23 protein-coding genes and 1 pseudogene are annotated in these 25,401 nt (G+C 66.8%); 10 read left to right on the forward strand and 14 right to left on the reverse strand.

Annotation, left to right across the window (positions count from 1 at the left end; translation table 11 throughout):
- Positions 1 to 338: 338 nt before the first annotated feature.
- Positions 339 to 1,187, reverse strand: a complete 849-nt coding sequence (locus ACLJPY_RS45620) for a hypothetical protein (RefSeq protein ID WP_410597237.1) — start codon at positions 1,185 to 1,187, stop codon at positions 339 to 341.
- A gap of 183 nt (positions 1,188 to 1,370) precedes the next feature.
- Between ACLJPY_RS45620 and ACLJPY_RS45625 the strand changes: the two genes are divergently transcribed.
- From ACLJPY_RS45625 to ACLJPY_RS45640, 4 genes are all read left to right on the forward strand, one after another.
- A complete protein-coding gene (locus tag ACLJPY_RS45625) occupies positions 1,371 to 1,670 on the forward strand; it encodes an acyl carrier protein (RefSeq protein WP_410597238.1) in 300 nt (99 codons plus the stop codon).
- A gap of 108 nt (positions 1,671 to 1,778) precedes the next feature.
- Positions 1,779 to 2,279 (forward strand): helix-turn-helix domain-containing protein, encoded by a 501-nt coding sequence (locus ACLJPY_RS45630; protein WP_410597239.1) that lies wholly within the window; start codon positions 1,779 to 1,781, stop codon positions 2,277 to 2,279.
- Entirely contained in the window at positions 2,276 to 3,289 is a 1,014-nt protein-coding gene (locus ACLJPY_RS45635) for an ImmA/IrrE family metallo-endopeptidase (protein ID WP_410597240.1), read from the forward strand. Before ACLJPY_RS45630 ends, ACLJPY_RS45635 begins: the two co-directional genes overlap by 4 nt.
- Entirely contained in the window at positions 3,280 to 4,221 is a 942-nt protein-coding gene (locus ACLJPY_RS45640) for a hypothetical protein (RefSeq protein ID WP_410597241.1), read from the forward strand. The genes ACLJPY_RS45635 and ACLJPY_RS45640 overlap by 10 nt, the downstream gene beginning before the upstream one ends.
- Here ACLJPY_RS45640 and ACLJPY_RS45645 read toward each other — a convergent pair.
- The 4 genes from ACLJPY_RS45645 to ACLJPY_RS45660 all read right to left on the reverse strand — a co-directional run bounded on the left by ACLJPY_RS45645 (position 4,218) and on the right by ACLJPY_RS45660 (position 9,451).
- A complete protein-coding gene (locus ACLJPY_RS45645) occupies positions 4,218 to 5,276 on the reverse strand; it encodes a nucleotide kinase domain-containing protein (protein ID WP_410597242.1) in 1,059 nt (352 codons plus the stop codon). The two genes, ACLJPY_RS45640 and ACLJPY_RS45645, sit on opposite strands and share 4 nt — an antisense overlap.
- A gap of 1,333 nt (positions 5,277 to 6,609) precedes the next feature.
- Positions 6,610 to 6,789, reverse strand: a complete 180-nt coding sequence (locus ACLJPY_RS45650; RefSeq protein WP_410597243.1) for a hypothetical protein — start codon at positions 6,787 to 6,789, stop codon at positions 6,610 to 6,612.
- The gene (locus tag ACLJPY_RS45655) at positions 6,786 to 7,151 is read right to left on the reverse strand and encodes a tRNA-dihydrouridine synthase (protein ID WP_410597244.1); all 366 of its coding nucleotides are present in this window, start codon (positions 7,149 to 7,151) and stop codon (positions 6,786 to 6,788) included. The genes ACLJPY_RS45650 and ACLJPY_RS45655 overlap by 4 nt, the downstream gene beginning before the upstream one ends.
- Positions 7,152 to 7,201: 50 nt before the next feature.
- The gene (locus ACLJPY_RS45660; protein ID WP_410597245.1) at positions 7,202 to 9,451 is read right to left on the reverse strand and encodes an ATP-dependent RecD-like DNA helicase; all 2,250 of its coding nucleotides are present in this window, start codon (positions 9,449 to 9,451) and stop codon (positions 7,202 to 7,204) included.
- Positions 9,452 to 9,641: 190 nt separating this feature from the next.
- Between ACLJPY_RS45660 and ACLJPY_RS45665 the strand changes: the two genes are divergently transcribed.
- Positions 9,642 to 10,931, forward strand: coding sequence for an RNA polymerase sigma factor (locus ACLJPY_RS45665; RefSeq protein WP_410597246.1), 1,290 nt, complete (start codon positions 9,642 to 9,644; stop codon positions 10,929 to 10,931).
- 247 nt (positions 10,932 to 11,178) lie between these two features.
- Here the strand turns inward: ACLJPY_RS45665 and ACLJPY_RS45670 are convergent, their stop codons facing one another.
- The 3 genes from ACLJPY_RS45670 to ACLJPY_RS45680 all read right to left on the reverse strand — a co-directional run bounded on the left by ACLJPY_RS45670 (position 11,179) and on the right by ACLJPY_RS45680 (position 12,559).
- Positions 11,179 to 11,592: a hypothetical protein gene (locus ACLJPY_RS45670; protein ID WP_410597247.1), complete on the reverse strand. Its 414-nt coding sequence runs from the start codon at positions 11,590 to 11,592 to the stop codon at positions 11,179 to 11,181.
- A 38-nt stretch (positions 11,593 to 11,630) separates the two neighbouring features.
- Entirely contained in the window at positions 11,631 to 11,921 is a 291-nt protein-coding gene (locus tag ACLJPY_RS45675; RefSeq protein WP_410597248.1) for a hypothetical protein, read from the reverse strand.
- Positions 11,922 to 12,241: 320 nt separating this feature from the next.
- The gene (locus ACLJPY_RS45680; RefSeq protein ID WP_410597249.1) at positions 12,242 to 12,559 is read right to left on the reverse strand and encodes a hypothetical protein; all 318 of its coding nucleotides are present in this window, start codon (positions 12,557 to 12,559) and stop codon (positions 12,242 to 12,244) included.
- A gap of 245 nt (positions 12,560 to 12,804) precedes the next feature.
- Between ACLJPY_RS45680 and ACLJPY_RS45685 the strand changes: the two genes are divergently transcribed.
- Positions 12,805 to 13,335 (forward strand): YrhB domain-containing protein, encoded by a 531-nt coding sequence (locus ACLJPY_RS45685; RefSeq protein ID WP_410597250.1) that lies wholly within the window; start codon positions 12,805 to 12,807, stop codon positions 13,333 to 13,335.
- A 288-nt stretch (positions 13,336 to 13,623) separates the two neighbouring features.
- On the opposite strand, the gene ACLJPY_RS45690 is transcribed toward ACLJPY_RS45685, so the two are convergent.
- Positions 13,624 to 14,202, reverse strand: a complete 579-nt coding sequence (locus ACLJPY_RS45690; protein WP_410597251.1) for a TetR/AcrR family transcriptional regulator — start codon at positions 14,200 to 14,202, stop codon at positions 13,624 to 13,626.
- A 189-nt stretch (positions 14,203 to 14,391) separates the two neighbouring features.
- On the opposite strand from ACLJPY_RS45690, the gene ACLJPY_RS45695 reads away from it, so the two are divergent.
- The 4 genes and pseudogenes from ACLJPY_RS45695 to ACLJPY_RS45710 form a co-directional block, all read left to right on the forward strand.
- A complete protein-coding gene (locus ACLJPY_RS45695) occupies positions 14,392 to 15,576 on the forward strand; it encodes a serine hydrolase domain-containing protein (protein ID WP_410597252.1) in 1,185 nt (394 codons plus the stop codon).
- A 120-nt stretch (positions 15,577 to 15,696) separates the two neighbouring features.
- Positions 15,697 to 16,407, forward strand: a complete 711-nt coding sequence (locus tag ACLJPY_RS45700) for an SDR family NAD(P)-dependent oxidoreductase (protein ID WP_410597253.1) — start codon at positions 15,697 to 15,699, stop codon at positions 16,405 to 16,407.
- Positions 16,408 to 16,596: 189 nt separating this feature from the next.
- Positions 16,597 to 16,764 carry a sigma factor-like helix-turn-helix DNA-binding protein gene (locus ACLJPY_RS45705; protein WP_410597254.1) on the forward strand — a complete coding sequence of 56 codons (168 nt, stop codon included), beginning with the start codon at positions 16,597 to 16,599 and terminating at the stop codon, positions 16,762 to 16,764.
- Between the two features lie 120 nt (positions 16,765 to 16,884).
- Positions 16,885 to 17,229, forward strand: a pseudogene (locus ACLJPY_RS45710) (helix-turn-helix domain-containing protein); the annotation flags it as partial.
- A gap of 122 nt (positions 17,230 to 17,351) precedes the next feature.
- Here ACLJPY_RS45710 and ACLJPY_RS45715 read toward each other — a convergent pair.
- The 5 genes from ACLJPY_RS45715 to ACLJPY_RS45735 all read right to left on the reverse strand — a co-directional run bounded on the left by ACLJPY_RS45715 (position 17,352) and on the right by ACLJPY_RS45735 (position 25,368).
- Positions 17,352 to 19,091 (reverse strand): glycoside hydrolase family 27 protein, encoded by a 1,740-nt coding sequence (locus tag ACLJPY_RS45715; protein WP_410597255.1) that lies wholly within the window; start codon positions 19,089 to 19,091, stop codon positions 17,352 to 17,354.
- A gap of 23 nt (positions 19,092 to 19,114) precedes the next feature.
- Positions 19,115 to 20,644 carry a glycoside hydrolase family 28 protein gene (locus ACLJPY_RS45720; protein ID WP_410597256.1) on the reverse strand — a complete coding sequence of 510 codons (1,530 nt, stop codon included), beginning with the start codon at positions 20,642 to 20,644 and terminating at the stop codon, positions 19,115 to 19,117.
- Between the two features lie 13 nt (positions 20,645 to 20,657).
- A complete protein-coding gene (locus ACLJPY_RS45725; protein ID WP_410597317.1) occupies positions 20,658 to 22,658 on the reverse strand; it encodes a PQQ-dependent sugar dehydrogenase in 2,001 nt (666 codons plus the stop codon).
- 142 nt (positions 22,659 to 22,800) lie between these two features.
- Entirely contained in the window at positions 22,801 to 24,243 is a 1,443-nt protein-coding gene (locus ACLJPY_RS45730; protein WP_410597257.1) for a glycoside hydrolase family 76 protein, read from the reverse strand.
- Positions 24,244 to 24,267: 24 nt separating this feature from the next.
- Positions 24,268 to 25,368, reverse strand: coding sequence for a ricin-type beta-trefoil lectin domain protein (locus ACLJPY_RS45735; protein ID WP_410597258.1), 1,101 nt, complete (start codon positions 25,366 to 25,368; stop codon positions 24,268 to 24,270).
- Positions 25,369 to 25,401 lie beyond the last annotated feature (33 nt).

A 25,401-nucleotide genomic window follows, 5' to 3' on the forward strand; every position in this document is an offset into this window, starting at 1 on the left:
GCTCGGTGGGTGGAGATGGGCCTGGTTGGTGGGAGGGGCCGCGTCGGTGCCGGCGTTAGCAGTCTCTTGCCCAGATTCCATGCTTCGATCGCCATTCGACGTCGCCGGGCCCAGTCTGCGACGGCCGGCGAGATGGTGGGGGGAATGGGGAGCACAGTGTCGTCGGACGACATGGGCGGGTCTCCTGTCGAAGTGGGCGATCTTCCCTACCCGACAGTAATGCTCCCCGAAAAGTGCTGATTGCTGCAAACGAGTGAAGACGCGCGTTCGAGGTGACAGTTTGGTGAAGGTGGGCCGTCCTGGGGCTGGGCGACCCACCGAACGTCATCGTGAGGTGATCAGCTCGCGAGGGGTACGGCTTGATGACGAATCATGTGCCGGGTCAGTGGTCGCTCCGGGCCGTGCTGGACGCTGGTAAGGATCGATGCCTGAGGTGTCTGCTGCCGCGTCGGGCCGGCGAACACCATGGTGCGCCGGATTCGGTCGGCGTGAACGGTGCCGACGCCGCCGCAGGCTCGCAGCTGGCGGAACAGCCGCATGCCAGTGAGGATGGTGTCCTCCCAGTCCTGGGCGGTTGCCCGGGCGACCTCGAAGGGTGCTGCGCTCGAGCGGATGTAGTCGAGGAGGGGAGCTTCGACGTAGGTGTGCCCGCGCAGGAACCCGCGGTCGCTGGCGTAGCCGAATACCACTGCTGCGATGCCCTCCTCCACGACTACGGCGCGGCCGCCGTCTTCGTTCTCGTCAAGCGTGGGGTTGCTGCGGCGCTTGCGGTTCAGCAGTGCCCTGGTGACCGGTGACCAGCCCAACAGTGTGGCGTAGGAGAGGTGGAAAACGTCGTGCAGGCGGTAGAAGTCCTCGCTGCCGGCGGCGTCGGTCAGCGGGTTCCCCAGCTTGCGTCCGTCTGCGAGGACGATCGTCACCGGCCTGCCGTCACGCGGCCGCGTGGCGGCGGTGAACTGATACGAGACCCGCTGAGGCAGTTCTTCGGCACTCGGATGCGGGGTCAACAGCGGGTGGGCGCCGGGCTGAGCGACCGGTACGAGGCCGTCCGACGCCAGACCTCCCCGCTGGCGTGCCGTTGACGCGCGCCGCTCGGGTGCGTGGTGCCTGATCAGGCGCGCAACCGGGAACGGCAGGGTGCCGCCCGGGCGCACGTGCGGGAGATCGTGGGAGGGTGCGTGATACATCGGTTCTCCAAACTGGGTGGAGTCTGGACTTGCGTGTGGACGAGACGGTGGATCCGGGCCCGGGAGCCACCGCTACCCCTGTTGATGACTGAGCCTACAGCAGTCTGTCTGGTTTTCCGCAGGGGGTTGCCGTAGGATGACACAAGCACCTGTTGGATTACCTCACACGAAAGGGTGGTGCAGGTGGATCCCGCCCTCGGACGGCGCGCCGAAGTCGAGCAGTACATCCTCGAGCTGATCGCCGAGGAGAAAAACTGTGACGTCGAGCAGTTGCGCGAAGAACTCACAGCTCAGGGGGCAGATATGCCCTACGACTCCGTGCTGCTGGTCGAGCTGATGGTGCGGGTGGAGGCGCGCTTCGGGGTCAAGCTCCCGACGGACCTGCCCACGGCCCGGGATATGCGATCCATCCGCAGCTTCGCCGAGCGAGTCTGCGACCAGCTGACCGACCCCGCGCCGACGGAACCCGAGGCGGCGAGATGACGTGGAGCACTAGCCGCGCCCCCGCTTCGCCAGGGACAGCGCGGCTCGTGATACATCCCGCGCGGGGAGAGCGAACTATTTGCCCGTCACGCAGTCAGGAGCAGTCAGATGAGCGAGCAGCCCGACGCTGCAGGGACGCAAGCCGACAAGCGCGCCCAGCAGGAGTTGGCAGAGCGACTGCGAACCAGCAGGGAGTACGCCGGCCTGTCCCAGCAAACCGTCGCCCATAACACCGGCATCCCACGGTCGGCGATCTCCGAGATCGAGCGAGGTAACCGCCGTGTCGACAGCATTGAGCTGAAGAAGTTGGCCATCGTGTACGGCCAGACCTTGGAATACCTCCTTGGAGAAGACGCCGCCTCACGGGCCGATGACCCATCTCTGAAGCTGCTCACTCGTGCCCACGCCGGCCTGACGAGCGGCGACCGGGAGAAACTCTTGTCGTTTGCTCAGTTCCTCCAGTTTTCCCAAGACCCTCTCGAGGGCGCCGATGAGGCCGGCCCAAACCTGCGGCGATCCGCGTCTGAGCATGCGGGCGCCAGTGTCAGTGACGGCGCGGACAGCACGGACGACCGCCCACCGACCGCGGGTGGTGAGCAGCGCCGATGACGAAGTGGTCGGTCGCGCACCGGCTCGCGCACATGGCGGCGATGCGCACGCTCGATGATGCGGGCCAACCCGCTGATCGGCGCACGGACGTGGCTGCACTGATCTCGGCGGCCAACCTTCGTGCGCTGGCCGATCCAGAGGCCGAGCGGTTGTTCGGTCTCTACATTCCGCCAACACAGACGCACCCGGGCGGGATCTGGATCAACGCGGCGATGCCGCCCTCGACGCAGCGTCATAGCGCCGCGCACGAGCTTGGCCACCATGTGTTCAACCACGGCCTCACCTGCGATACGGATTTTGCGTCACTGTCGGCGACACCGGCGACCTCGACCTTGACCGAAACCACCGCCGAGGCGTTCGCGGCCTGGTTGCTGATGCCCCGGGCGGCGTTAGTCCGCACCCTACGCCTGCTGAACATCAAGCCCGGGGACCTGCGCCCCGAGCACGTCTACCTGACCGGGCTGATGCTCGGCACCTCGTACCGCGGAACCGCTCGGCACCTTGGAGTTGCCCGCATCATCGAGCCGCGAGCAGCGACCGCTCTGGCTCGTACGGCCCCTGCTGCGATCAAGAACCGCTTTGACGACCCGACCGCGCCGCCGCGCAGCGGCGACGCCGACGTGTGGCCGCTGCAGCGTCTGGTCGGCTGCGGCGAGTTGACCCTCCACCATGGTGACCGGCTGGTATTGCCGGCCACGGCCGACGCAGCGGCCGAGGGGCTCATTGCCGACGATGTGGCGCAGTTCGTGCACCAGAGCTTCACCTCGATTGTGCTCAGCGCGACCGCGGCGCCGGACCGTAATGGCGCGGTGCGCCGTCATCTGCTGTCGCTGGCGGGCGACGATGGCGGCCTGCAGGTTTCGGTCGAATCGGGCCCGGTGCGGCCGCGAGCGCGACGAGCCGTCCCGAATGTTGCCAATGTCAATAGTGAGGCCGATCTCGACCTGTTGCTGGCCCAGCAGCAGGCTCAACGTGTCGCTTCGGCGGCGGGGGAGGACCCATGCGTGTAGCTGGTACCGTCCTGCGAGGACAGCACTGCGGGCAAGTATGGTCGCAGGCCTCGGACCTGCTTCTGGCCGAGCGTGACCGCAAACTTCTGCACCTCATTGTTGAGATCGCCGAGCCCGGGGTGGAGGATCCCGCGTTCCGCGCGATTGTCGATGAGTTGCTGGCCCGCCGTGGTTACGACCCGGTACAGACGGTGGTCAACACCGTCTTTCCGGCCGCGCTCGCGGCGTCCTCGTCCACGCCGGAGCGCCTGGCTCAGCGTTACCGGTCGATGTATGACCGCATCAAGGCCGAGCGCAAGATCAACCGTTTCGGTACCTATTTCGGGCGGCTGGTAGCACATCCCACGCAGAAAGGCCCGGTCGACCAGCTCAACCGCATTATCAACCGGTTGCGTATGTACGGACACAACGGCAACCACGTCGCAACCGCATACGAGGGGGCGATCGACGTTCCCGAACCTCGCACCGAGGAATCCGAGGTGCCGGGCACCTCCGATGGACTGTCCAGCGAGGAGGCCACTGACGACCTTGGCGCTTGCATCTTCAACGCCTACACAGATTCGATGCCGTTGGGGTTTCCGTGCTTGTCGCACGTCTCCTTCCAGCACACCGGGAACCGGCTCAACGCGGTGGCGCTCTACCGCAGTCAGTACATGGTCCAGCGTGGATACGGCAACTATCTCGCGCTGGGTATGTTGCTGCGCTATATCGCCGAGGCTGCTGGCTTCCTTCCAGGAACGCTGACGGTCATCACGGGACAGGCTGAGGCTGAAGGCGCTGCTGGTGACCTCCGTGCCGCACTGGCCAGTACGACGCAGTTGCCCTTGTTCTCTCCATCGGCAGCAGCAACGACCGTCTCACGCGGACGACGCCCGTCGCCGCGGCCGCCGAACGCCTCTGGCCAGCTGTCGCTGGAGGCCGACTCCAGCTAGGACTGCGTAGTTGCAGCTTTCACCGCGGCGGCTTGTGCCTTGACGGCATCAGTGATCCCCCACTTTGGGGGAAACCATGGGGCCGGCATCGGCTCGCTGGATTGCCGGTACTGCTGCTTAATACGTGTACGACCGGAGATACCGGGAACGTCCGGGTGGGCTACTCGGGCGTACTTGTCGACTTCGCAGAATAAGTTCTGGCAGTCGATCAGATGGAGTCGACGACCGCCCAAGTAGTCGAACCGGAGGCCGAGTCGCGCGAAATGTTCTTCTTGTGTGTCGGTCATGTGCGAGATGACGGCTGCCTCGATGCCGCTGGCACCGGCCCCGAAGCACTTACGAATGCCGTCGCGGGCCCCGGGGCCGGCCACCACGAACTGATTCTCCGAGAAGTCTAGAACGGAGCTGTAGTTAAGGTCGATCGTAAACTGATACGCCAAGAAGTCCCCAATGCCCGGGTACTGCCGCAGCTGCTGAAACACCTCGGCGAGGCTCTTTGCGCGCCGCAACCGCTGTGGGAGACCGTCACTGATCATGGTCTCGACCAGCAGTAGATGATCGTGGTGCTTGCGACGACCGCCCAGCTGAGGCGGCGGGATGACGTAGGCCGGCGAATACAACTTGCGGCCTGCCTTCCACGCGGCGTCCAGCACCGCCCGCGCGAGCCCAGGCTGCCACGAGGCCCAGGCGATCGACCCGAATTGATCCTCGAGCAGACGCCAAGTGTCGATCTTGTTGAAGAACTTGAACAGGAGTATCCGGAACACGACATCGTCGGGATGTTGTGAGCCCTGGTAACCCACGTCGTGGATCGCATACTGACTGACTCGATCAGCAGCGCGGTAGCAGTTGGTGAAGCGGTGACTGGCCAAGATCGGGTCGTCAGCAGGTGCCTGATCGCCGTTCAACCTCGCGAAGTAGGTCGCCTGGCGGGCAGCGGCAAACCGCCAGTAGGTATCGAAGACCGCGGTGGGACGTAGCCGTCTTCCCGCGATCGTTACGTCCGGAATGGACTCACTCACTGTGGTCACAGCGGCGGGAGTATCACTCGTCATGTGTAGAACCTATCGCGAGTACAGGCTGAATGGGGACGCTTCGTCGGTGTGCCACAGACGCTTCCTTCGTTCGAGACGCATCTATCGCCTGTCCGAGGGCGCCAACTTGGCTGCCGGTAACTCATGAAGGCATCGAGGTCGCCCCCGGTTATCTCGTTGGGCGACGCAAGCAGGTGTCCAGTCACGGTTGTTCGGCAGTCCGGCGATCGCCATCTGGTAGCTGGGGCGCGGCCGAGTGTCGTTGTGAGCGACGCAGGACCGGCGAGGCAAGTGCTCTTCGAAGTGGGTGACGTTCGGTGCGGCCTCGTCGATGCGGGCCTTGGCAGTGGAGAGCGTATCGACTTCCGCGATGTCATGGGCGAGGGAGGACTGCTGGGATGCCTGGCGAGCCTGGTCGATCGCTGCCGCTGCTTGTTCCTCGGCAGCTGCTGCACTGCGCGGGCGGCTTTGACGTTCTTCCGGGAGACGAGTGTTCCCCAGAGTGAAGCACCGAACGCGAGTGCCGCGGTCGCGAGTGAGGCCAACGCGATGTGGTCGGAAGTGAACCACGCGGCGACCGTCGCCGCGACGTCAGTGAGCAGCTTCATGCGAGCGGTGACCCTTCTCAGTCGGTCGGGCGGGCAGCCTGGGGTACGTCAGCTGTAGCCCCGTTTCGTGGCGCGGCCGCGGGGAAGACGATCGCGCACCGACTTCTACACTTGTGTGCTCGGCTCGTCGGGGTGGAGGAACGTGATGTTGCCGCCGCGTGCTTGGGCGAGTGTGACTGCTTGGGCCGAGACAATCGGATTGGGACGGAGATGCGACGGCCGCGGAACGAGGAGTGTGTCGTCGGGGCGGAGATGACGGAGGAGGTCGAGGAAGCCGGGAGTCAGGTCATCGCCGACGGCGCGTTCGGTGCGGACAACGTCGCACTCCGCGTACTCGAGTTCGTCGGCGTACGAGTGGTGCCGACTCAGCGGAACGTCGGGGGGCGTGCGCAGGTAACCAAAACGAAGGCGTGTTCAGGTCCACGCCGCTCGGCAATCGACGCCAGGCGACGGTCGGCGGTATCGCCCGCGTAGCGGTCGTAGACCCTGAGCAGTTGATCAGTCAACGAACCGAACGGAGCTGATGAATCGTCCCTTGTGGCCATGCTGACTCCCTCCCCGTCGCTGGCGAATCGTCTGCTCTCATCGACGATAGCCCGGGCCGCATCGGAGCGGCCGAGCGTAGGGCGCGCTACTACACGTCGAGTATCCACAACTACGGCTGCGGTGTGGACAACTTGTGGATAGTCGGCTGGCTTAGTCGGCAGCGACGAATGTGCGACGCGCCCGACCTGTCGGCGGGCGGTTCAGCCGCCGGAGTGCATGTCTTCAGTTTTCGGGCGGCTGTCGTCGTCCGGGTCGTCGAGCCAACCGTGGGGCAGCGTGACCTCGCCCGGGGAGCCCTGACGGCCGCGCGGGCCGGTGGCGGCTTCGGGTAACGGTGCGTCGTGGTCGAGCTGGGCGATGAGGTCGTCGAACTGGGTCATCGACGAGAGCCGCGGCGGAGTTCGGAGCCGACCGGGAAGCCCATCAGGTACCAGGCCATGTGCTTGCGGATGTCGCGCGTATGGCCTTGTCGTGGCCGTCGTGCCGGATGAGCAGCTCGGTGTGGTGACGGAGTACGTGGGCGACTTCGCCGAGCTTCGGGGAGGTCGGGATTTCCGTGCCCAGGAACGAGGCTTTCAGCTCGCCGAAGCCAGGGCCGGTCGAGACAGCCGCGGCCGATCACGACGCCGTCGCAGCCGGTCTTCTCGACTGTTGGTCGTCGAGCCGGGGATTGGCGCACCTTGCGGACCCGGCTGCGTAGCAGCCAAACCAATCTCCCCCACGTCGACGACTGCCCGCTCACCTGCGCAGACTGTGGGTGTCGACATAGTGATCGTCGGCGATCGATCGCGTTCAGCGAGATTGGAGGCGGTGGGTGAGCGCGGTGTGGCGGCGTCCGGCGCCGGGGGTGCGCACGGCCGCGGCGAGGGCTTTGCGGGAGCCGACGAGGATCAGCAGGGTCTTGGCGCGGGTGATGCCGGTGTAGAGCAGGTTGCGTTGCAGCATCATCCACGACGACATCGTCAGCGGCAGGACGACGGCGGGGTATTCGCTGCCTTGGGAGCGGTGGATGGTGACGGCGTAGGCGTGGCCGAGCTCGTCGAGTTCGGCGAAGTCGTAGTCGATCTCTTCGTCTTCGTCGGTGCGGACGGTCAGGGTCTGGTCGGTGGCCGAGATCGCGGTGACGACGCCGAGAGTGCCGTTGAAGACCCCGGCGGCGCCCTTGTCGTAGTTGTTGCGCAGCTGGGTCACTTTGTCCCCGACCCGGAACACGCGCCCGCCGTAGCGGCGCTCGGCGAGGTCGTCGCGGTGGGGGGTGAGGGCTTCTTGCAGCATCGTGTTGAGATTGCCGGCGCCGGCCGGGCCGCGGTGCATCGGCGCGAGGACTTGCACGTCCCGGCGTGGGTTGAGCCGAAATTTGGCCGGGATGCGGCGGGCGACGATGTCGACGACGAGTTTCGCGGTTTCCTCGCCCGGGTTGAGGTCGGAATCCTCGGGTGGTTCGCAGGTGAACCAGTAGATGTCGCGAAAGCCTTCGAACTGGGGTGCGATGCCGGTGTTGACGCGGTGGGCGTTGACCACGATCCCGGACTGCTGGGCTTGGCGGAAGATCTTGGTGAGCCGGACGCGGGGGATGGTGTCGGCGGCGAGCACGTCGCGCAGGACTTCGCCTGCGCCGACGGAGGGGAGCTGGTCCACGTCGCCGACCAGCAGCAGGTGCGCGCCAGGCGGGACGGCTTTGATGAGTTTGTTGGCGAGGATGAGGTCGAGCATGGAGGCTTCGTCGATGACGACGAGGTCGGCGTCGAAGGGGTTGTCGCGGTCGTAGCGGGGGTCGCCGCCGGGTTGCAGTTCCAGCAGTCGGTGCACGGTGCTGGCGTCATGGCCGGTCAGCTCGGCCAGCCGCTTGGCTGCCCGCCCGGTCGGCGCGGCCAATACCACCCGGGCGTTTTTCGCCCGGGCCAGCTCGACCACCGATCGGACGGTGAAGGACTTTCCGCAGCCGGGGCCGCCGGTGAGCACAGCGACCTTGCGGGTCAGTGCGAGCTTCACGGCTTCCGCTTGCTCCTCGGCCAAGTCCTGGCCGGTGCGGCTGCGCAGCCACTCGAACGCCCGATCCCAATCCACCTGGGCGAAGGCGTCCAGCCGGTCGATCTGGGTGTGGAGCAGGCCGAGCAGGGTGCCGGCCAGCGACCGCTCGGCGCGGTGGAACGGCACCAGATAGACGGCGGGGACGGTGCCGCCGCCGGTGTTGGCCGGGACCTGTTCGTGGATGACGCCCTCATCAGCGACCAGCTGCTGCAGGCACGGCCCAATGAGGACTCGGTCGACTTCGAGGATTTTGGTGGCCTCGGTGATCAGGTTCGGTTCGGGCAGATAGCAGTGCCCGTTGTCGGCGGCCTGCGACAGCGTGTACTGCAAGCCGGCCTTGATCCGTTCGGGGCTGTCATGCGGGATGCCGACGGCCTGGGCGATCGTGTCGGCGGTTTTGAAGCCGATACCCCACACATCGGTGAGCTGGTAGGGCTCGCGGCGGACGGTGTCGATGGCGGTGTCGCCGTAGGTCTTGTAGATCCGCACCGCCAGCGACGTCGACACCCCGACGCTCTGCAGGAACACCATCACTTCTTTGATGGCTTTCTGCTCTTCCCAGGCGTCGGCGATCAGCTTGGTGCGCTTCGGGCCCAGCCCGTGGACCTCGATCAGGCGTTTCGGGTCGGTTGCGATGACCTCGAGGATGTCGACGCCGAAGTGTTCGACCATGCGGTGGGCCATCATCGGGCCGATGCCCTTGATCAGCCCGGAGCCGAGGTAGCGGCGGATCCCTTGGATCGTGGCGGGCAGGACGGTGGTGTAGGAGTGCACCCGGAACTGCTTGCCGTATTTCGGGTGGCTGCCCCACCAGCCTTTCAGGCGCAGGCTTTCCCCGACCTGAGCCCCGAGCAGCGGGCCGATGACGGTGAGCAGGTCGGGCCCGGAGCGCTCGGTGGCGACGCGGGCGACGGTGTAGCCGGTGTCTTCGTTGGCGTAGGTGATCCGCTCCAGCACACCCTCAATCTGCACCAGCGCGGACGCGTCGAAGGCAGAGTCAGCGGCGGGCACGACCGCCATTCTGCCGCTCCTCGTCGGACTGTCGAACACCTGATCGCACTCGGCGAGTCGTGCCGGGCTTGATTGCTTGCGCCTCGGCTGGATTAGCTAGATGCAACGCGTTGGACCTTGCGGGCGACTTCTCCTTCGACCACTATCGTGTGACGTTCTGCACGTGCACCCGCACGGGCGAGGGGGTGTGGTGACCGAAGTGGCGCCGGCGGTGGCCGGGACCGATGCCCCGAGCGACGCAGCCCTGATCGCGGCGGTCCGAGGTGGTGACCTCGCTGCCTTCGGTGAGCTCTACGAACGGCACCTCGCCGCCGCCCGGCGAGTGGCGGCCGCGATCGCGGTCGACGCGGCGGAGCGGGACGACCTGATCGCCGAGGGATTTACCCGCGTACTGCGGATTCTGCGCGACGGTGGTGGCCCGGACGAGGATTTCCGGCCGTACCTGCTGACGACGATCCGGAACATGATGGTCAGCTGGCGTCGGCGCGACTCTGCTGTGGCGGTGGTGGCCGAGGTGCCGGACGTTGTGCCGGCTGAGGGCAGTGACGAGCCGGTGGAGAGCCGACTGCACGCCACGGTCGCCGCGGACGCGTTCGCCAGCCTGCCCGAGCGGTGGCGGACGGTGCTGTGGCGGACCGAGATCGACGGCGACTCGCCGGCGAAGATCGCCGAGGAGCTCGGAATGACGCCGAACGGCGTGGCGGCACTGGCCTACCGTGCGCGGGAGGGCCTGCGCCAGGCGTACCTGGGCCAGCACGTGCCGGAGGCGCGGCGTCGCAACTGCAAGAACGTGTCCGGCCAGCTGGCCCGGTGGGTGCGGGACGACATTTCCGACCTCAAAGCGCATCGGATCACGGTGCACCTTGATCGTTGCGCGGAATGCCGGAAGCTGGCGACCGGCTTGCAGGAGCTGAACGAGGAGCTCCCCGCCACCGTGGCGCCGCTCATCCTCGGTTTGCCGATCATCACGCACTGGCTGACCACCGGCAGTTCGTTCGCTTCGTCAGGGGCGGCTGCCAGCACGGGTGCGTCGGCGTTGTCATGGGCGACGGCGGCGAAGGTGGCCGCGGCGGGCGCGGTTCTGGTGACGACGGTAACGATTGGTGCGAGCACGTCCAGCGAATCTCCGCCGACGCTGTCCGGCGGCGCGGGAACGACGACCCAGACTGCCGGGACTAGGCCAGCCGCACGCGACACCGCGGGGCAAGTAGTTCCAGCGGGACCCGGCCAGGCCTCGTCGGATCCGCAGCTGACGTCGGTGCCGGGTGCTGCTTCGGCTGATGGGACGGCGGCCGCGGGGGAGTCTGAAGCGGCGCAGGACTCCGGAACCATCACAAGCGACAACCAAGCGGCGAGGGAGTCCAAGCTGGCCGCCAAGGAATCGAGGCAGGCCGCAAAGCAGTCATCCAGGCAAGCGGCCAAGGAGTCGAGGAAGGCCGAGAAAAGCAAGACCTCGGAGACGCCGCCGCCCACCGGGTGAGCCGGCTCGGCTGCCTTGCAGAGTCACGATTGGGCCGCAACGGGCCGGCATCGGCTTCGCGCCTGCATGAGCTGCAATTGGTCGCCGGGTTCGCGTGGATCTTCAGTGGACTTCTCGGTGCAGGAAGACGATGCGCCACTCGTGCTCATCAAGCCGTCAAGGATTGCCGCCGGGATGTTGCTTCCGGCGAACCGTCGTTGACAGCGGCGCCGCGAGCTGCTCCGCGCCCGGCTGGTGCATACCGGAATTAGGGCGGGTCCGGCGCGCCGAGGTAGGCGGCCAGGCGGACGGTCAGCCCTCGCAGATCCGGTGACGCGACGAAGAACGTTCGCGCTGGCTTGTATCCGTCGCCGCCGGCCGCGCGGACGGGCCCATCGAGGTAGACACATTCCGCGACCCGGTCGGGGCGCGCCGGGCCCCATCGATGGAGACGGCCGGTGCCGCGCGTCGTGGCGCTGGTTGCGGTCTCGAGCACGGCGTCCACGGCCATTGCCAGGCCGGTCACCGCCGCCGCGGGGATCAAGACACTGCGTCCTCGCCAGACGTGCGGCTCCATCGTCGGCCGTGTCGCCACGGCCGGGAGGTACACGAACACTGCGTCCGGCCCGTCGATGGCAGCCGACCATGGTTGCATCGCCGAGGACCGCGGCACGACCATCATGCCCACAGCATTACCCAGCGGGCCGTGCTTGGCAGGCCCTAACGGAGTTGCGGCACCGAGGAGGCGGACGGGTCCTCGCGGGGCGCCAGCTCGGCTTCGATGATCTCCTCGATCCGCGCGGCCGCGTGCACCAGTCGCCAGCGCACCGCAACGAACACTCCGGCCAGCACAGCGGCCGCGCTGAGTGCAATTATGCCGATCGGGGTGTCGACGACGGCGATGGCCGGCGGGATGAACAGCAACGCCACCGGCGGCGACCACTGCACCCGTGGGCGGGCATGCCGGGGCCGGTAGAAGAGCATGCCGAGCAGGGGCGGGTGTGCGCTCATCCAGGTTGCCCTTCTCCGTCGTGTACCGCGACCCGGCGTCCACCCGATCGTCGCTGTGATGTGACGCAGCGTCGCCACGTCTTGCCCTGGTAGACGTCCTCCACTTCGAACGGGTTAACGAACGACCGAATATGGCCACCTCTGTGTCACCGCGACCACCCGGACGGCGCGGCGTCGACGCGGACTGACGAACACCGCCGACGCTAAGACCTCGAGCGCGCTCCACGTCAAGCTCGGGGCCGGCTTCCCGGCGGCGGGGCAGGCGCGGCGGGTGAACCTCGAAAGATGACCTCACTGCGGCATGAGAGTGCGTTCGAGGCTCAGAGGCGATCGTTCGGGTGGCACCATCCGGTGAGGCAATCCATGAGGTCCAGCACATGATCTTCGGCGGGGTCCTCGTACTGCCTGCTGTAGCCGGCTGATGTCCGGATCTCCAGACGAGCGGCCTCGCACGCTCGGATGATGTCCTCTCGTTCAACCCTCGCTGCGAGAGCGGACTCGGCCACGCCACGCAGCGCGGTGTCCGCCGGATTCGTTCGGGCCGCTTCGACAAGAGCGCTGATCAACCCGGGATCCGCGCGCCGTGACGCAATCTGCAGCACTGCTGCCAGCGGATCGGGCGATGCTGATCCGTCCACACGTCGAGCGTGCCGAATCGCCGCCGTACCTTCCACCCATTTTCGCTCAGGCTCCGGATGTGGCAGGGGCCGCGGATCCACCATCGCGGAGTGCCGGGGTTCCGGTCTCATGGCCTCATCGGCATGAGCGAGCACCGGATGCGATTCTGGGGCGGATGCGCGCACGCGCGGCGTCCGCCAGTTGAGCCTTGGGGTGGATCGTGGCCGGGCTGGGTCGCCCACACTCTGTCCCATAGCCTCCTGCCATGGTGTCGAAGGCGTGGGCCGTCCAGATCGTGGAGCGGCATCTGGCCGGGTGGCCGGCACAGGGCCAGCCGAGGATGGTGATCATGGACGTCCGTCCACACCGGCTTGGCTGGCTGATCAGCGGCCAAGGTGAGCGCTATGTACGTACCCGCGAGTTCATTGACATGGTGGTAGGCCACGGGCCCTTCCTGGTCGACGGGGTGGACGCCAGTTTGCACACCGTGCATGCGACCGCTGACCTGGAAGGCGGTGAGTGGATCGAGGACTATCTCGAGCAGGTTCGCGGGCTTGAGCGTGATGACCCCCTACGGTCTCGGATCACTGAGCTGCTCGATTCCGGTCAGCGCCTCGACGCACTCCGGCTTGTGCGTGCGTCCGCACCCGACCTCGGAGCGCAAGGCGCCAAGGCGTACGTCGAGGCTGCCGCAGCCGGCGCGCAGATCCCCGAGCACGTACGTGCTCTCTTACCGCAACCGCCAGTCAGGCGCCGGCTGTGGTGGCGACTGTCGGACCCGAACCCGGAACCATGACCCGCGGGATCCTGCCTTGCGTGTGGGTCCAACAGGCGGGGGCGGGCGCTCATCGGCACACCGGCCACGCTCAGCGATGCGGCCGGCTGCGTCACTACGCGGTCAGCGGCATGAGCGGACGTCAGTCGCGTCGGTGCGTCGTTCGTTGCATGCCGGGCCGAGCCGACGCGAGAGCTGACCTTGACACCCTGTCCAGACTGAGGAAGCGGAACACGCGATGAAGTCCGGCTCACCCAGAGCCCGCTTCAACCGCCACGGACGGGCATCGCTGAACGCACGGGGGTGCTGTCAGTCCGATTCCTCGGACTGATCGGCCCGAGCGGAGAGGCCTCTTACGGTCGCGACGCACTCGTCGTACAAGTCCATGATTTCGCCTTGGCCGTCGCGTGCGACCCAGGTCGTCGATGCGGCGTCCAAGCACGCGAACACCGTCGCGATCACTGCGCGTGCGGTGAGCTCGGTTGCCTCTCCGGCAGGACCCAGCCGTGCCGTCACGAGCGGGAGCAGCTCCTCCTGAATCCGCAGGCGTTTCTCGAGCCAGCCGGCGCGCAGTGCTGCGGTCGCGTGCAGGAGACGGAATCGTTCCAGAGCGTCCTCGCGGCTGCTGTGCAGGGCCTGCACGGCAGCGATCCCGGCCCGTAGTGCCGCCCAGACGTCAGCGTCTGCGGAGTGATCGTCGACAGCGTCGGCCAGGATCCGCGCGAACTCGTGCTGGTCACCGCCGACGAGGTCTTCCTTGGTGCCGAAGTAGCGGAAGACGGTGCGCTCGGAGACGCCGGCCTCGCGAGCGATGAGAGCGATCGAGGTTTCCTCGTAGCCGTGCTCGGCGAACAGGTGCAGCGCCGTCTGCAGGATCTCCTGGGCCACCCGTCGCCGGTTCCGGTCCCGAAGAGTGGGCCCTGAGACCCCGCTCTGCGGCCCACGCTGCGTCATACCGGCCAGGATAGCGCAGTCTGACAACCTGTCACATGCAGACAACTTGGCAGTCTCTGCCAAGAAGGCGTAGCGTGACTTCAACGGGTCCATGCGAGCGCACGGACCGAGAGGAGGCGGCACGTGACCATCGACGATGTGCGGCATCGAGGCTTCGATGCCGAGCGCTTGCTTCGACTGAGCGGTGTGCTCAACGAGCAGATCGATTCGGGCTTCATTCACGGTGCGGCGATGCGGGTCAGCTGGCGCGGCCAGGTGGTGGTTGATTTCGTGGGCGGCTACGCGGAGAAGGCCACGGGTCGACGCCTCGGCCCTGAGTCCGTTTTCGTGACCATGTCGGCGTGCAAACCGTTCACGACAGTGCTCGTCCTGGGCCTGGTCGAACGAGGGCTTCTCCGGCTGCACAGTCCCGCTGCGGACACACTTCCCGAGTTCGGCAGGTTCGGGAAGGAAACGATCACGCTCTTCCACCTGCTGACCCATACCGGCGGGATCATGTCAGGCGTTCCCAACGTCGGGCCGGAGGTGCTTGGCAACATCGAAAGACTCGTTGACCTGCTCGGCAATCTCCCGGCGGAATGCCGCCCCGGGGAGCGGGTCAGCTACTCGATGCTGGTGGCCCACTCGATCATCGCGGCGATGTGCCTGCGAGTCGACGGACGTGGGCGCAGCTACTCGGACATGCTCCGCGATGAGGTCTTCCAGCCGCTGGAGATGTTCGATACCAGTCTCGGCATGCGCGCGGATCTCGCGACCCGGGTTTGCCCGGTCAGGGCTGCACAACGAGTCTCGTTCGACGCGTTTCCGGCCGCTGTCATCGAGCCACTCGTGGAAGAGGTCATCCTCGCGCCCGGTGCCGAGTTCCCTGCCGCGGGCGGGCTCACCACGATCGGCGACATTCATCGTTTCGCCGAGATGCTGCGCCGGGGTGGCGAGCTCGACGGCATCCGGTTGCTCGCGCCGGCCACGATCCGGATGGCCGCCCGAAACTGGGTGGGGGACAAGCCCAACACGGTTTGGGATCCCATTCTCACCGCTCGCGGATGGCACCGATTTCCCGACAACATCGGCCTCGGTTTCCGCGTACGCGGCGAAGGGATCAGCCCGGGACCGTTCGGGGTGCTGAACTCGCCGGGCACCTTCGGGCACATGGGCGCGGGCTCCACCGGGTTCTGGGTCGATCCCGAGCACGAACTGTCCTACGCGCTGCTCACGACCGGTCTCCTTGAGGAAAGTCACCACCTCGAGCGCACGGCGATGCTTTCAGACCTGGTGATGAGCGCCTTGATCGAAGATTCCCGCTCTTGACCCTGGCACTCGGCGGCAAAGCGCGCTCCGAGCGACTTGAACGTTCCATTCCCTCACGCATCACTTTCATCTCGACCGATAGGCATGACGGCGGCGTCCGTCATCAGCAAGGAGACAACCGTGACCCCCAAGACAGCGCTCATCACCGGCGGAACCAGCGGCATCGGCAAGAGCACCGCGGAGCTACTGCACTCACGCGGCTACCGGGTGATGGTCACCGGCCTCGGCGACCTCGCCCATGCCGGGCTACCCGATGGCATCGCGGCCGTCGAAGCCAATGCCGGCTCATTGACCGATATCGAAAGGGCGATCGATCGCGCCCGCGAACACCTGGGCACGCTCGATGTCCTCTTCCTCAACGCCGGAATCTCGCGTCCGGGACCGATCGAGTCGACCGACGAAGACGCCTTCGACGCCCTGTTCGACATCAACGTCAAAGGCAATTTCTTCACCCTGAAGACCGCGCTTCCCATCATGAACGAGGAAGCCAGCGTGGTGTTCACAGTGGGTGCGGGCGAAGGACTCGGCGCCGCCATGACCGCCGCCAAGGGCGCGCTGCTGCCCCTCATGCGGTCGCTCGCCCTCGAACTCGCACCCCGCCGCATCCGGGTCAACGCCGTCAGTCCAGGGCTGTCCACTCCTGCCTACGCCAAGATGGGCATCCCCCAAGAGGTGGTCGACTCCTGGGCTCGCGATATCCCGCTCGGCCGCGTAGGCGCCCCCGCGGACATCGCCGAGGCCGTCGCCTTCCTCGCCTCGGACGCGGCCGCCCACATCACCGGCAACAACATCGCCGTCTCCGGCGGCATCGGGATCCACACGCGCCCCTGACCGGCAGCACCCGCCCCGACCCGCCGACGTCCTCGACTCTTGGACGTGTTCAGCGGCGGACGGCATCGACCACCGTCGCCCCGGACCATCCGGGATCAGCGGCGGCCGACCAGGTCGGGATCGCGAAGGTGGTCACAACCCTAAGCGGCGACGACTGGAGGCTGCGGCGACTGGAGGCTGCGGCGGCTGATGTTCGTCCAGGACCGCTCGGCCGCCGACGTCGCCCGGCGGCTCGGGGTACCGCAGAGCACCATCAAAAGGCGGGCCCACCGGCTCTTACGCTCCTGCAAACGGCTTCTCGACCGCAAGCCGCAGTTGGATGACCACAGTCGTCGCGAACACAAGCATGAGCGCTAGCTGTACTGCTCGGGGAGGTTGCGATCGTGGTGACACGTGATCGAATGATCTTGGTATGAGGGAGAGCTTCCGGGTTCGGTGTGGATTGCGACATCTGCACCGACTGCCCTGGAGGCCCTCGTGACCCACGCTAACGCACCCCTGACTCCGACCGGCAGACTCCGTCTGGCCCGCTGTGTCGTCGAGGACAGCTGGCCGCTGCGACGGACCGCGGAACGGTTCCAGGTGTCGGTCTCCACCGCCGCCCGATGGGCCGGCCGCTACCGCGACCTCGGCGAAGCCGGCATGACCGACCGGTCCAGCCGCCCGCGCACCAGTCCGGCCCGGACACCGACGCGGACCGAGCGGCGCGTCATCAAAGTTCGCGTCATCCGCCGGTGGGGACCCGCCCGGATCGCGTACCTGCTCGGCCTCAACCCCTCCACGGTGCACCGGATCCTGACCCGCTACCAGCTGGCCCGCCTCACCCACGTGGTCATCTGGGACGTCGGCGGTCGCTTCGTACCGACCGCCGACGTCCCGACCCCGTGGGGTTGGGCGTGGCCCGCGCCGGTGCCGGGGCTGAGAACCGTTGTTGTACCTGTGGCTTACGGGACGCGGGTTCCGGTGCCCAGGGTCCAGCGCTGATTGGCTCCGCCGTTGCAGGCCCACAGCTGGATGCCGGATCCGTTGGGGTTCACCGTCCCCGAGACGTCGAGGCAGAGCCCGGATTGAACGCCGGTGATCGTGCCGTCGGAGTTAGTGTTCCACTGCTGGTTGGCGCCGCCGTTGCAGTCGTAGAGCTCGACGTGCGTGCCGGAGACCGTCCCGCCGCCGTGTGCGTCGAAGCACTTGGTCAGGACCTTGAGGGTCTTGGCCGAGGTGCTATAGGCGACCTTCTGGTTCTCGCCCCCGTTGCAGTCCCACACCGCGAGCTGCGTGCCGTTCACGGTCGTGCCGCCCGGAACGTCCGCGCAACGACCCGAATTGGCGCTCGTGAGCGGACCGCCCAGCGGGGTGCTGCCCGCACTGGGGATGACCTTGAACAGCGCCGATTCGTGGCTAACCAGGCTGCGCGAGACCGAGTTGCTGGACGTACCCGCGTCTGCCCTGGCCCAGAGGTTCCGGACCGTGGCGTTGCCGGTGAAGCCGAGGTCGGACCAGTTGGCGGTGATCGTGGCGGTGTCGTCGCCCAGGTTGAACATCGCGACCGTGTAGCTGCCGTCCGAGTTCTTCGGAGAACGCCAGACCTGCTGCTGGGTGGCCTGGGAGACCGGGGTGGCCGGACGACCGCCGTCCCGGTCGACGGCGAGGACCTCGTCGTTCTTCAGCATGCCGAGGTCACCGGCATCGAAGTGGGTCATGTCCACACCGAGCAGCAGCGGAGCCTTGGAGATCGCCCACAGGGTGAGCTGGCTCTGCCGCTCGGCCGGCGTGAGGCCGGTGGCCGTGCCGTTGCCGACCTCGAGCGAGTCGGGGTCGTTCCAGGCACCCGGCCCGGCGTAGGGCGCCCACTTCGGCAGGTCGGCCCAGCGCGAACGGATCATCCCCCAGTGGGTCAGGGTCGAGCAGTAGCACTCGATGTCGCCACTGATCCGCCAGCTGTTGGCGTATCGCCGCCAGGTGTCGACGTTGCCGAAGTCCAGCGTGTTGGACAGTCCGTAGTGGATGGTCCGCCCGGTTTGACGCAGAGCGTCCGACCAGTGTTTGACGTCGTCCTGGTCGCTGGTGTGCACGCCGTCGATCTTGATGTAGTCGACGCCGTAAGAGGAGAAGAGATTGGCCCACGAGTTCAGGAATGCCTGCGCCGCGGCCGGGTTCTTGTTGTAGTCGATGAAGTACATGACGTTGCCGAAGCCACCGTAGTTCGACTCGTACCGGCTGGTGTCGGAAACGATGTCGCGGGCGTGGAAGGAGGTCCCTTGGATCGGGGTATTCTGATTGTACGCCGCGACCGGGATTCCGGGGGTGACGTACATGCCGAACTTCTCGCCGAGGCCGTGGACGTAGTCCCCGAGGGCCCTCATGCCGCTGGGGAACTTGGCGGTGTCGACCGCCCAGCGCCCGTACTGGTCCACGGTGGTGCCGGGGTTGAGGATGTAGTAGTCGTCAAGGTTGATGTACTGGAAGCCCTTGGCGACCAGGCCAGCGTCCGACATGCCTTTCGCTTGCGCCTTCACCTTGGCCTCGGTCGGGCTGCGCATCAGGAAGCTCCAACTGCTCCACCCAGCCGGCGGTGTCGGGGACGCGCCGTTGTCGGAGGCCAGCGCCGGTGACGCCGTTGTGAGGTTCGAGATCGACAGCGACGCTGCCAACGCAATCGTCGCGACCAGTGCACGTTTTCGCATGACTCTCCTCTGCTGGCTCTGGATCACGCGGACCCGCAGTTCTGCGTGGATCCCGTGGCGTTGACGCGGAGAGCGCCGCCGCTGGTGTTCGTGCTGTCGCCGATGCAGTAGCCGTTGACGGTCTGGAAACCGATGTCGTAGGCGCTGCCGCTACCGCGCTGTGCCATGAAATGGTCGAAGGCAACAGGACCGCCGCCGTAGGCGATCACCGCGGGACGGTTGTCGTCGGTCGCGAACCTCACCGACGAGCCGGTGAAGCGGACGTTGTCGGCGTTGTGGAGGTACCAGCCGTACGCGGGCCGGGTGCCGATGCTGGTGGGGTCGTATCCGGTGGCGTTGTCGCTGGGCGGCGTGGTGGCGATGGCCGGGCTGCCGCCGGGGACGGTGATGGTGACGTTGGTGAAGGTCGCTCCGCTGATGTGGTTGCTGCCGGATTCACCCCACAGGGTCGGGGTGAGGCTGGGGTTGCTGCCGGTCGCGGTGATGTTGTCGTAGGTGATGTTGCTGATGTGGCCGACGCCGGGATTGTTGCCGCAGCGCTTTCTGGTTCCGATCTTCTGGAAGATCGGTGAGCGGACGCCGGTCATGGTGATGTCGCGGTAGTGGACGTCGGAGATGGTGGCGCCGTCCATGGAAACCATGCCGAGGCCGGATTTGCCGGCGCCGGTGATCTTGATGCCTTGGAACTGGTAGTCGGTGAAGTCGCCGCAGGTTTCGGAGCCGAACATCAGCGCGTTGCAGCACCGGGCCGAGAGCGTCGAGTTGGTCACCGTGACGTGTCCGTTGGAGAGCTTGGCGCCGAGAGCGTAGTCGCTCTTGAAGACCAGCGCGTCGTCGTTGGCGGAGATGTTCGCGTTGGTGACGGTGACGTTGGTGGTGGAGATGATGTTCCAGCCGTCCTGGTCGCCGGCGGTGTCGATGGTGAGGTGGTCGGAGACGACGTTGTCGCAGTCGTTGATCAGTGCGGCGAAGTGGCCGCCGCGGCGGAGGGTGACGCCGCTGAGGACGAGGTTCTTGCAACGAGTCAGTGAGATGATCTTGTCGGCTTCACCTGCGCCCGGATTTCTGGTGGCGGTGACCAGGTAGCCGCCGCCGTCGATGGTGCCGGAGCCGGTGAAGCCGATGTTGGTCACGTTGTCGCCGTAGAACATGGCGTCGTGGAAGTGGCTGTGTCCGTAGTCCTGGTACCTGTCGTTGGCGTTGGGTTCGGAGGCGTCGTAGGTGTCGGCGACCGAGCCCAGGACGGTGGACCCGGCGTCGAGCTGGATCGTCACGTTGCTCTTGAGGTGGACGGTGTTCTTGGACTTGTAGGTGCCGGCGGGGAACTCCACCGTGCCACCGCCTGCGGCATTCGCCGCGGTGATCGCCTTGGCGATGGCGGGGCTGTCGTTGACGTGGCCGTCGCCCACGGCCCCGTAGTCCCTGACGTTGAACACGGCGGCCGCGGCGCTCGATGCCGGGCCTGCCGGGCTGCCGGCGTCTGCGGCGGCCGACCCGGACAGGATGGTGACCGCCGCAATGACGATGCCCGACAGGGGGCTGGTGCGGTTCATACGTCCTCACCTTTCAGCCGAGGGCGACGTGGAAGATTCTTTCGTTGCTGTTGTTCGGAATGCTGTCCTTGTCGCCGTTGTTGCTCGTGGTCAGCCACAGGCCACCGTCGGGAGCGGGTTCCACGGTGCGCAGCCTGCCGTAGGTGCCGTTGAAGTAGGTCTGCACGTTGGTCAGGTCGCTGCCGCTGATGACTTCGCGGTACATGCGGGTGCCGCGTTCGCAGGCGACGTAAAGCACGTCCCGCACGATGGCGATGCCGGAGCAGGAGCCGTCGGCGGTGGGGTAGGTCTGTTTGGGAGCGATGAAGCCGGCGGTGCCGCACGTCCCGGAGGTTCCTTCGCACGCCGGCCAGCCGTAGTTGCCGCCCTTGGTGATGAGGTTTGTCTCGTCCATGACCGCGTTGCCGAACTCCTGCTCCCACAGCCGGCCCTGGGAGTCGAACGCCAGGCCCTGGGGGTTGCGGTGGCCGTAGCTCCACACGTAGTTGCCGAACGGGTTGTCCGAGGGAACGGTGCCGTCGGGGTTCAGGCGCAGGATCTTGCCGTTGAGGCTGTTCCTGTTCTGCGCGTTGTCGCCGTTCTGGGCGTCACCGGTGCTGGCGTAGAGCTTGCCGTCGGGACCGAAGCGCAGCCGGCCGCCGTCGTGGAACTTGTTGCGTAGGATGCCGCTGAGGAGAACCTGCTCCGTGCCGGTGTTGAGCCTGCCGTTCTCGAGCTTGATGCGCACGATCCGGTTGTCGGTCGGTGAGGTGTGCATGATGTAGAGCCAGTGGTCGCTGGCGTAGGTGGAGGAGATGGCCAGACCGGTCAGGCCGCCCTCGCCGTCGGTGCTCTGCACGTTGGGGACGGTGCCGACATCGGTCTTGGCGCCGGTGGCGGGGTTGAGGTGGATGATGTTCTGGGCGTCGCGGCGGTTGTACAGGATGGTGCCGTCGGGCAGCGTGGCCAGGCCCCAGGGGATGTCGGTGTCCGTGGCGATCTGCGTGACCGCGCACACGGGGTTGCCGCACGCGGAACCGGTGGTGAGCGAGACGGTGTTGCTGTGCGCGGACACGTTGGCCTGCGCGTCACGCGCCACCACGTAGTAGGTGAACGCCGTGTTCGCGGCGAGACCGCTGTCGGTGAACGTCGTGGCCGGCGGGGTCGTCCCGTTGGCGGTCACCGTGCCCGCTCGGGTGGTGCCACGGTAGATGTCGTAGAATTTGACCGCGACGTTGTCGGTGGAAGCCGACCACCTCAGGGTGACGGTGGTGCCGGAGACGGTCCCGGTGAGCGAGCCCGGTGCGGTCGGCGGCTGGGTGTCGGCCTGGCATTGCGGTGGCGTGACCGGCACCGTGGAACTCGCCTGCGAGACGTTTCCCGCGGCGTCACGGGCGTTGACGTAGAGCCCCCACGTGACTCCCGGGACCACGGTCAGGCTGGTGGACAGGGTGCTGCCACTGACCGACTTGATGAGCTGACCGTCGTGGTAGACGTCGTAGAAGGCCACGCCCACGTTGTCGCCGGCGGCGTTCCACGCGAACGTGACGGAGTCACACGCCAGGTCACTGATCCGGGCGTTGCCCGGAACCGAAGGCGGCTGACTGTCACCCGCGGTGGTCCTCCACTGCTGGTTGGCCCTGCCGTTGCAGGTCCACAAGTCCACCAGGGTGCTGTTCGCCGTGCCCGCGCCGACCACGTCGAGGCACAGCCCGGACTGCACTCCGGTGATGGTGCCGTTGCCGTTGATCTTCCACTGCTGGTTGGCGCCGCCGTTACAGGCGTAGATCTGCAGCTTGGCGCCGGCGGTGGTGCTCTGACCGGCGACGTCCAGGCACATCGGGCTGTCGTATACCCGCAGTTCGCCGGCCGAAGTGAAGGTCCACGCCTGGTTGGCGTTGCCGTTGCAGTCGTAGATGTTGATGCCGGCTCCGGACGCCGTGCTCTGGCCGACGACGTCCAGGCACCGGCCGGAGGCCGTGCCGGTGATCGGAGTGCCGGTGGCCGCCGACGCGGTACCGGGGGTGGTCAGCAACGGAGCGGTCAGCACGGTGACCGACACGAGGATCGCCGGCAGTCGCCGCAGCTTTCGTTGGGACAGGGCATGACCGAACACGCGTTGCTCCTTGCGGGGGTGGAGAGGGGAAGGGAGGGAGGTCAGGTGCGGACTGCCTGGATCACGAGGTGATCCATTTCTGGTTGGCGCCGCCGGTGCAGGTCCAGATTTCCAGCGGCGTCCCGTTCGCCGTGCCGCCGGCGGTGGCGTCCAGGCACTTGCCGGAGGCGGTGTTGACCACCGTGCCGTCGGACCGGATCGTCCACTGCTGGTTGCCGCCGTTGTTGCAGTCCCAGATCTGCACTGCGGCACCGTCGGCCGTGCTCGCGCCGTTGACGTCGAGGCACTTGGTGCCGTAGACAGTCAGCTGCCCCGAGGGTGTGGTGGTCCAGGTCTGGTTGGCGTCGCCGTTGCAGTCCCACAGCGCGATCTGGGTGCCGTTGGTCCGGGTCGCGCCGGGCACGTCGGCGCATCTGCCGGATCCCTGTCCACGCAGGAGGCCGGGGGTGCTGGTCGCGGCGGTGGCTTTGGCCGCGACGAGAGTCGCGGCGGCACTGGCCTGGGTGGTGGGGGACCAGAGGGCGAAGGGGCCGACGAAGGAATTGCCCTGCTGGCCCGCGCTGGTGGTGTCGTTGGCGAGGATGGAGTTGGCGGTGGTGGTCAGGAAGGAGTCGTATTGAGTGCTTCCCGTGGCGTTGGCGAGGGCACGGAGGTAGCGGGCGAAGATGCCTTTGAAGGCTTGGCCGTCGCCGGCGCAGTCGGGTTCGCAGCCTTCGTAGAGGACTCCGCCTTTGCTGAAGTGCTGCGTGGCTGCGGTGGCGATGGATTTCGCCGTGCTCAGCAGGGAGCTGTTACCGGTGGCGCGGTTGAGCTCGGCGAGTCCTTGGAGGACGACACCCTGGTTGTAGGTGTAGTTCGCGGTGTGGAAACCGCAGCCAGCGACGGCGATGCCGTCGCGGACGAGGTTGCCGCTGATGAGACCGGAGCCGGTGAACCAGTTCCATTCCTGGTTCGCCCACCCCAGGTAGGTGGTGTCGCCAGGGATGCGGTTGTGCAGCCCGGCGGTGACAGCGAGGAAGAGTTCGTTGGCGATGGCGGCTTTGTAGGTTTTGGCGGTGCTCCAGTAGACGCCGCCACCGCATTGGCTGTCCCAGTAGTTGTGCATGTAGTTGGCGGTCGTCTTCGCCATGGTGAGATAGCTGGTGTTGCCGGTGACGTCGTAGGCTTGCAGCCAGACCAGGCTCCACCAGCCGGTGTCGTCGATGTAGTCGTTGGTGAAGTTGCTGTTCTTGGCGTAGGCGCCGGAGATCGCGTAGTCGTACTGGGTGTCGCCGGTGGCTTGGCGGTAGGTCATCACGGTGCTCAGGGACACTGCGGATGTCCACCAGTCGCTGCCGATGCGTCCGGTGTTCGAGTTGTAGGACTGCATGAGCACCGAGATGCTCCTGGCCGCCGGGCTCGGTGCGGCGTTTGCGTTGGCGGAGAACGGGATCAGCAGCGTCAGGCTGAGCAGGGCGGCTGCTGCCCACGTTGACCATCGTTTCGGCGCGTCCGGGGGGATCATGGTTTCCTCTGGCTGGTTGTCGGATCAGGGGGTGGACCACTGCTGGTTTGCGCCGCCGTTGCAGTCCCAGATCACGACCTGGGTGCCGTCGGTGGTGGAGGAGGCGGGGTCGTCGAGGCAGCGGCCGGAAGCCGGGTTGCGGTAGCCGCGGTTGTACGGCTGCCACTGCTGGTTGCCACCGCCGTTGCAGTCCCAGACCGCGACCTTCCTGCCGTTCGCGGTGGCCGCGCCGGAGACGTCGAGGCACTTGCCGAGCGCGCGCAGCGTGCCGTCCGAGGACGCAGTCCAGGTTTGCGCGCTGGTGTTGTTGCACGTCCAGATCTGGGCTGCGGTGCCGTTGGCGCTGTTGCCGCCGTTGACGTCGAGGCACTTGCCGCTGATTCCGGAGCGAACGGGACCGGTGCCACCGACCGGTACGGGTGCCTTGATCCACCCGGCCGCGTCGGCGGCCTGGATCCCGGCGTTGAAAGCGGTGGCCATCTTCTGGTAGCCGCCGTCATTGGGGTGGAGCGAGTCGGACAGGTCGCCGGCCGTTAGCGCGCTCATGTCGACCAGCCGGACGTGCTTGCCGGCGGCCTGCTCGGTCTGCACGATGCCCGGGACCGCCCGGTTGAACCCGGCCCGGTTGGCCTCCTCGGTGGAGCTGGTGGACACGATCACCGTGCCGACCAGCACGGTCGCGTCGGGTGCAGCTGTCGTGATCTGGTCGATCAGGGCGTGCAGCCGGTCGGGGGCGGTGGGCACCTGGTAGTTCTGGTTCAGGTCGTTGGTGCCGATCTCCAAGGTCACGACGTTCGGCCGGTACTGGGCCAGTACGGAGCCGGCGATGCCGGCGATCTGGTCGATCCGCCAGCCGGAGTGGCCCTCGTTGTCCGGATCGGACATGGTGCCGTTGCGCTGTGTGCCGACGAAGTCCAGCGCGTGCCCTTCGGAGGACAGCTGGGTGGCCAGGTCACCTCGGTAGCTGTTACCGGTACTGCTGCCGACACCCCAGGTGATGGAATCACCCAGTGGCATCACCCGCAACGACGCGGGTGCAGGCGCGGCGCGGGCGCTGTCGAGAGCAGCCGGCAACACCACGCCCGCGCTGAGCGCGGCGGCTACGATGGCCGTCCGGTACCTCATGTTTCGCTCCCTCGGTCGGTGTGACGGGGTGGA

The sequence above is a fragment of the Amycolatopsis sp. lyj-23 genome, from assembly GCF_046549135.1.
Taxonomy (GTDB): domain Bacteria; phylum Actinomycetota; class Actinomycetes; order Mycobacteriales; family Pseudonocardiaceae; genus Amycolatopsis.

Bases quoted from the DNA above. Each gene is read 5' to 3' on its own strand.
- ACLJPY_RS45620 (WP_410597237.1), bottom strand. From the start codon at position 1,187: ATGTATCACGCACCCTCCCACGATCTCCCGCACGTGCGCCCGGGCGGC.
- ACLJPY_RS45630 (WP_410597239.1), top strand. From the start codon at position 1,779: ATGAGCGAGCAGCCCGACGCTGCAGGGACGCAAGCCGACAAGCGCGCC.
- ACLJPY_RS45635 (WP_410597240.1), top strand. From the start codon at position 2,276: ATGACGAAGTGGTCGGTCGCGCACCGGCTCGCGCACATGGCGGCGATG.
- ACLJPY_RS45640 (WP_410597241.1), top strand. From the start codon at position 3,280: ATGCGTGTAGCTGGTACCGTCCTGCGAGGACAGCACTGCGGGCAAGTA.
- ACLJPY_RS45645 (WP_410597242.1), bottom strand. From the start codon at position 5,276: ATGACGAGTGATACTCCCGCCGCTGTGACCACAGTGAGTGAGTCCATT.
- ACLJPY_RS45650 (WP_410597243.1), bottom strand. From the start codon at position 6,789: ATGACCCAGTTCGACGACCTCATCGCCCAGCTCGACCACGACGCACCG.
- ACLJPY_RS45670 (WP_410597247.1), bottom strand. From the start codon at position 11,592: ATGATGGTCGTGCCGCGGTCCTCGGCGATGCAACCATGGTCGGCTGCC.
- ACLJPY_RS45675 (WP_410597248.1), bottom strand. From the start codon at position 11,921: ATGAGCGCACACCCGCCCCTGCTCGGCATGCTCTTCTACCGGCCCCGG.
- ACLJPY_RS45685 (WP_410597250.1), top strand. From the start codon at position 12,805: ATGGTGTCGAAGGCGTGGGCCGTCCAGATCGTGGAGCGGCATCTGGCC.
- ACLJPY_RS45705 (WP_410597254.1), top strand. From the start codon at position 16,597: ATGTTCGTCCAGGACCGCTCGGCCGCCGACGTCGCCCGGCGGCTCGGG.
- ACLJPY_RS45715 (WP_410597255.1), bottom strand. From the start codon at position 19,091: ATGCGAAAACGTGCACTGGTCGCGACGATTGCGTTGGCAGCGTCGCTG.
- ACLJPY_RS45720 (WP_410597256.1), bottom strand. From the start codon at position 20,644: ATGAACCGCACCAGCCCCCTGTCGGGCATCGTCATTGCGGCGGTCACC.
- ACLJPY_RS45730 (WP_410597257.1), bottom strand. From the start codon at position 24,243: ATGATCCCCCCGGACGCGCCGAAACGATGGTCAACGTGGGCAGCAGCC.
- ACLJPY_RS45735 (WP_410597258.1), bottom strand. From the start codon at position 25,368: ATGAGGTACCGGACGGCCATCGTAGCCGCCGCGCTCAGCGCGGGCGTG.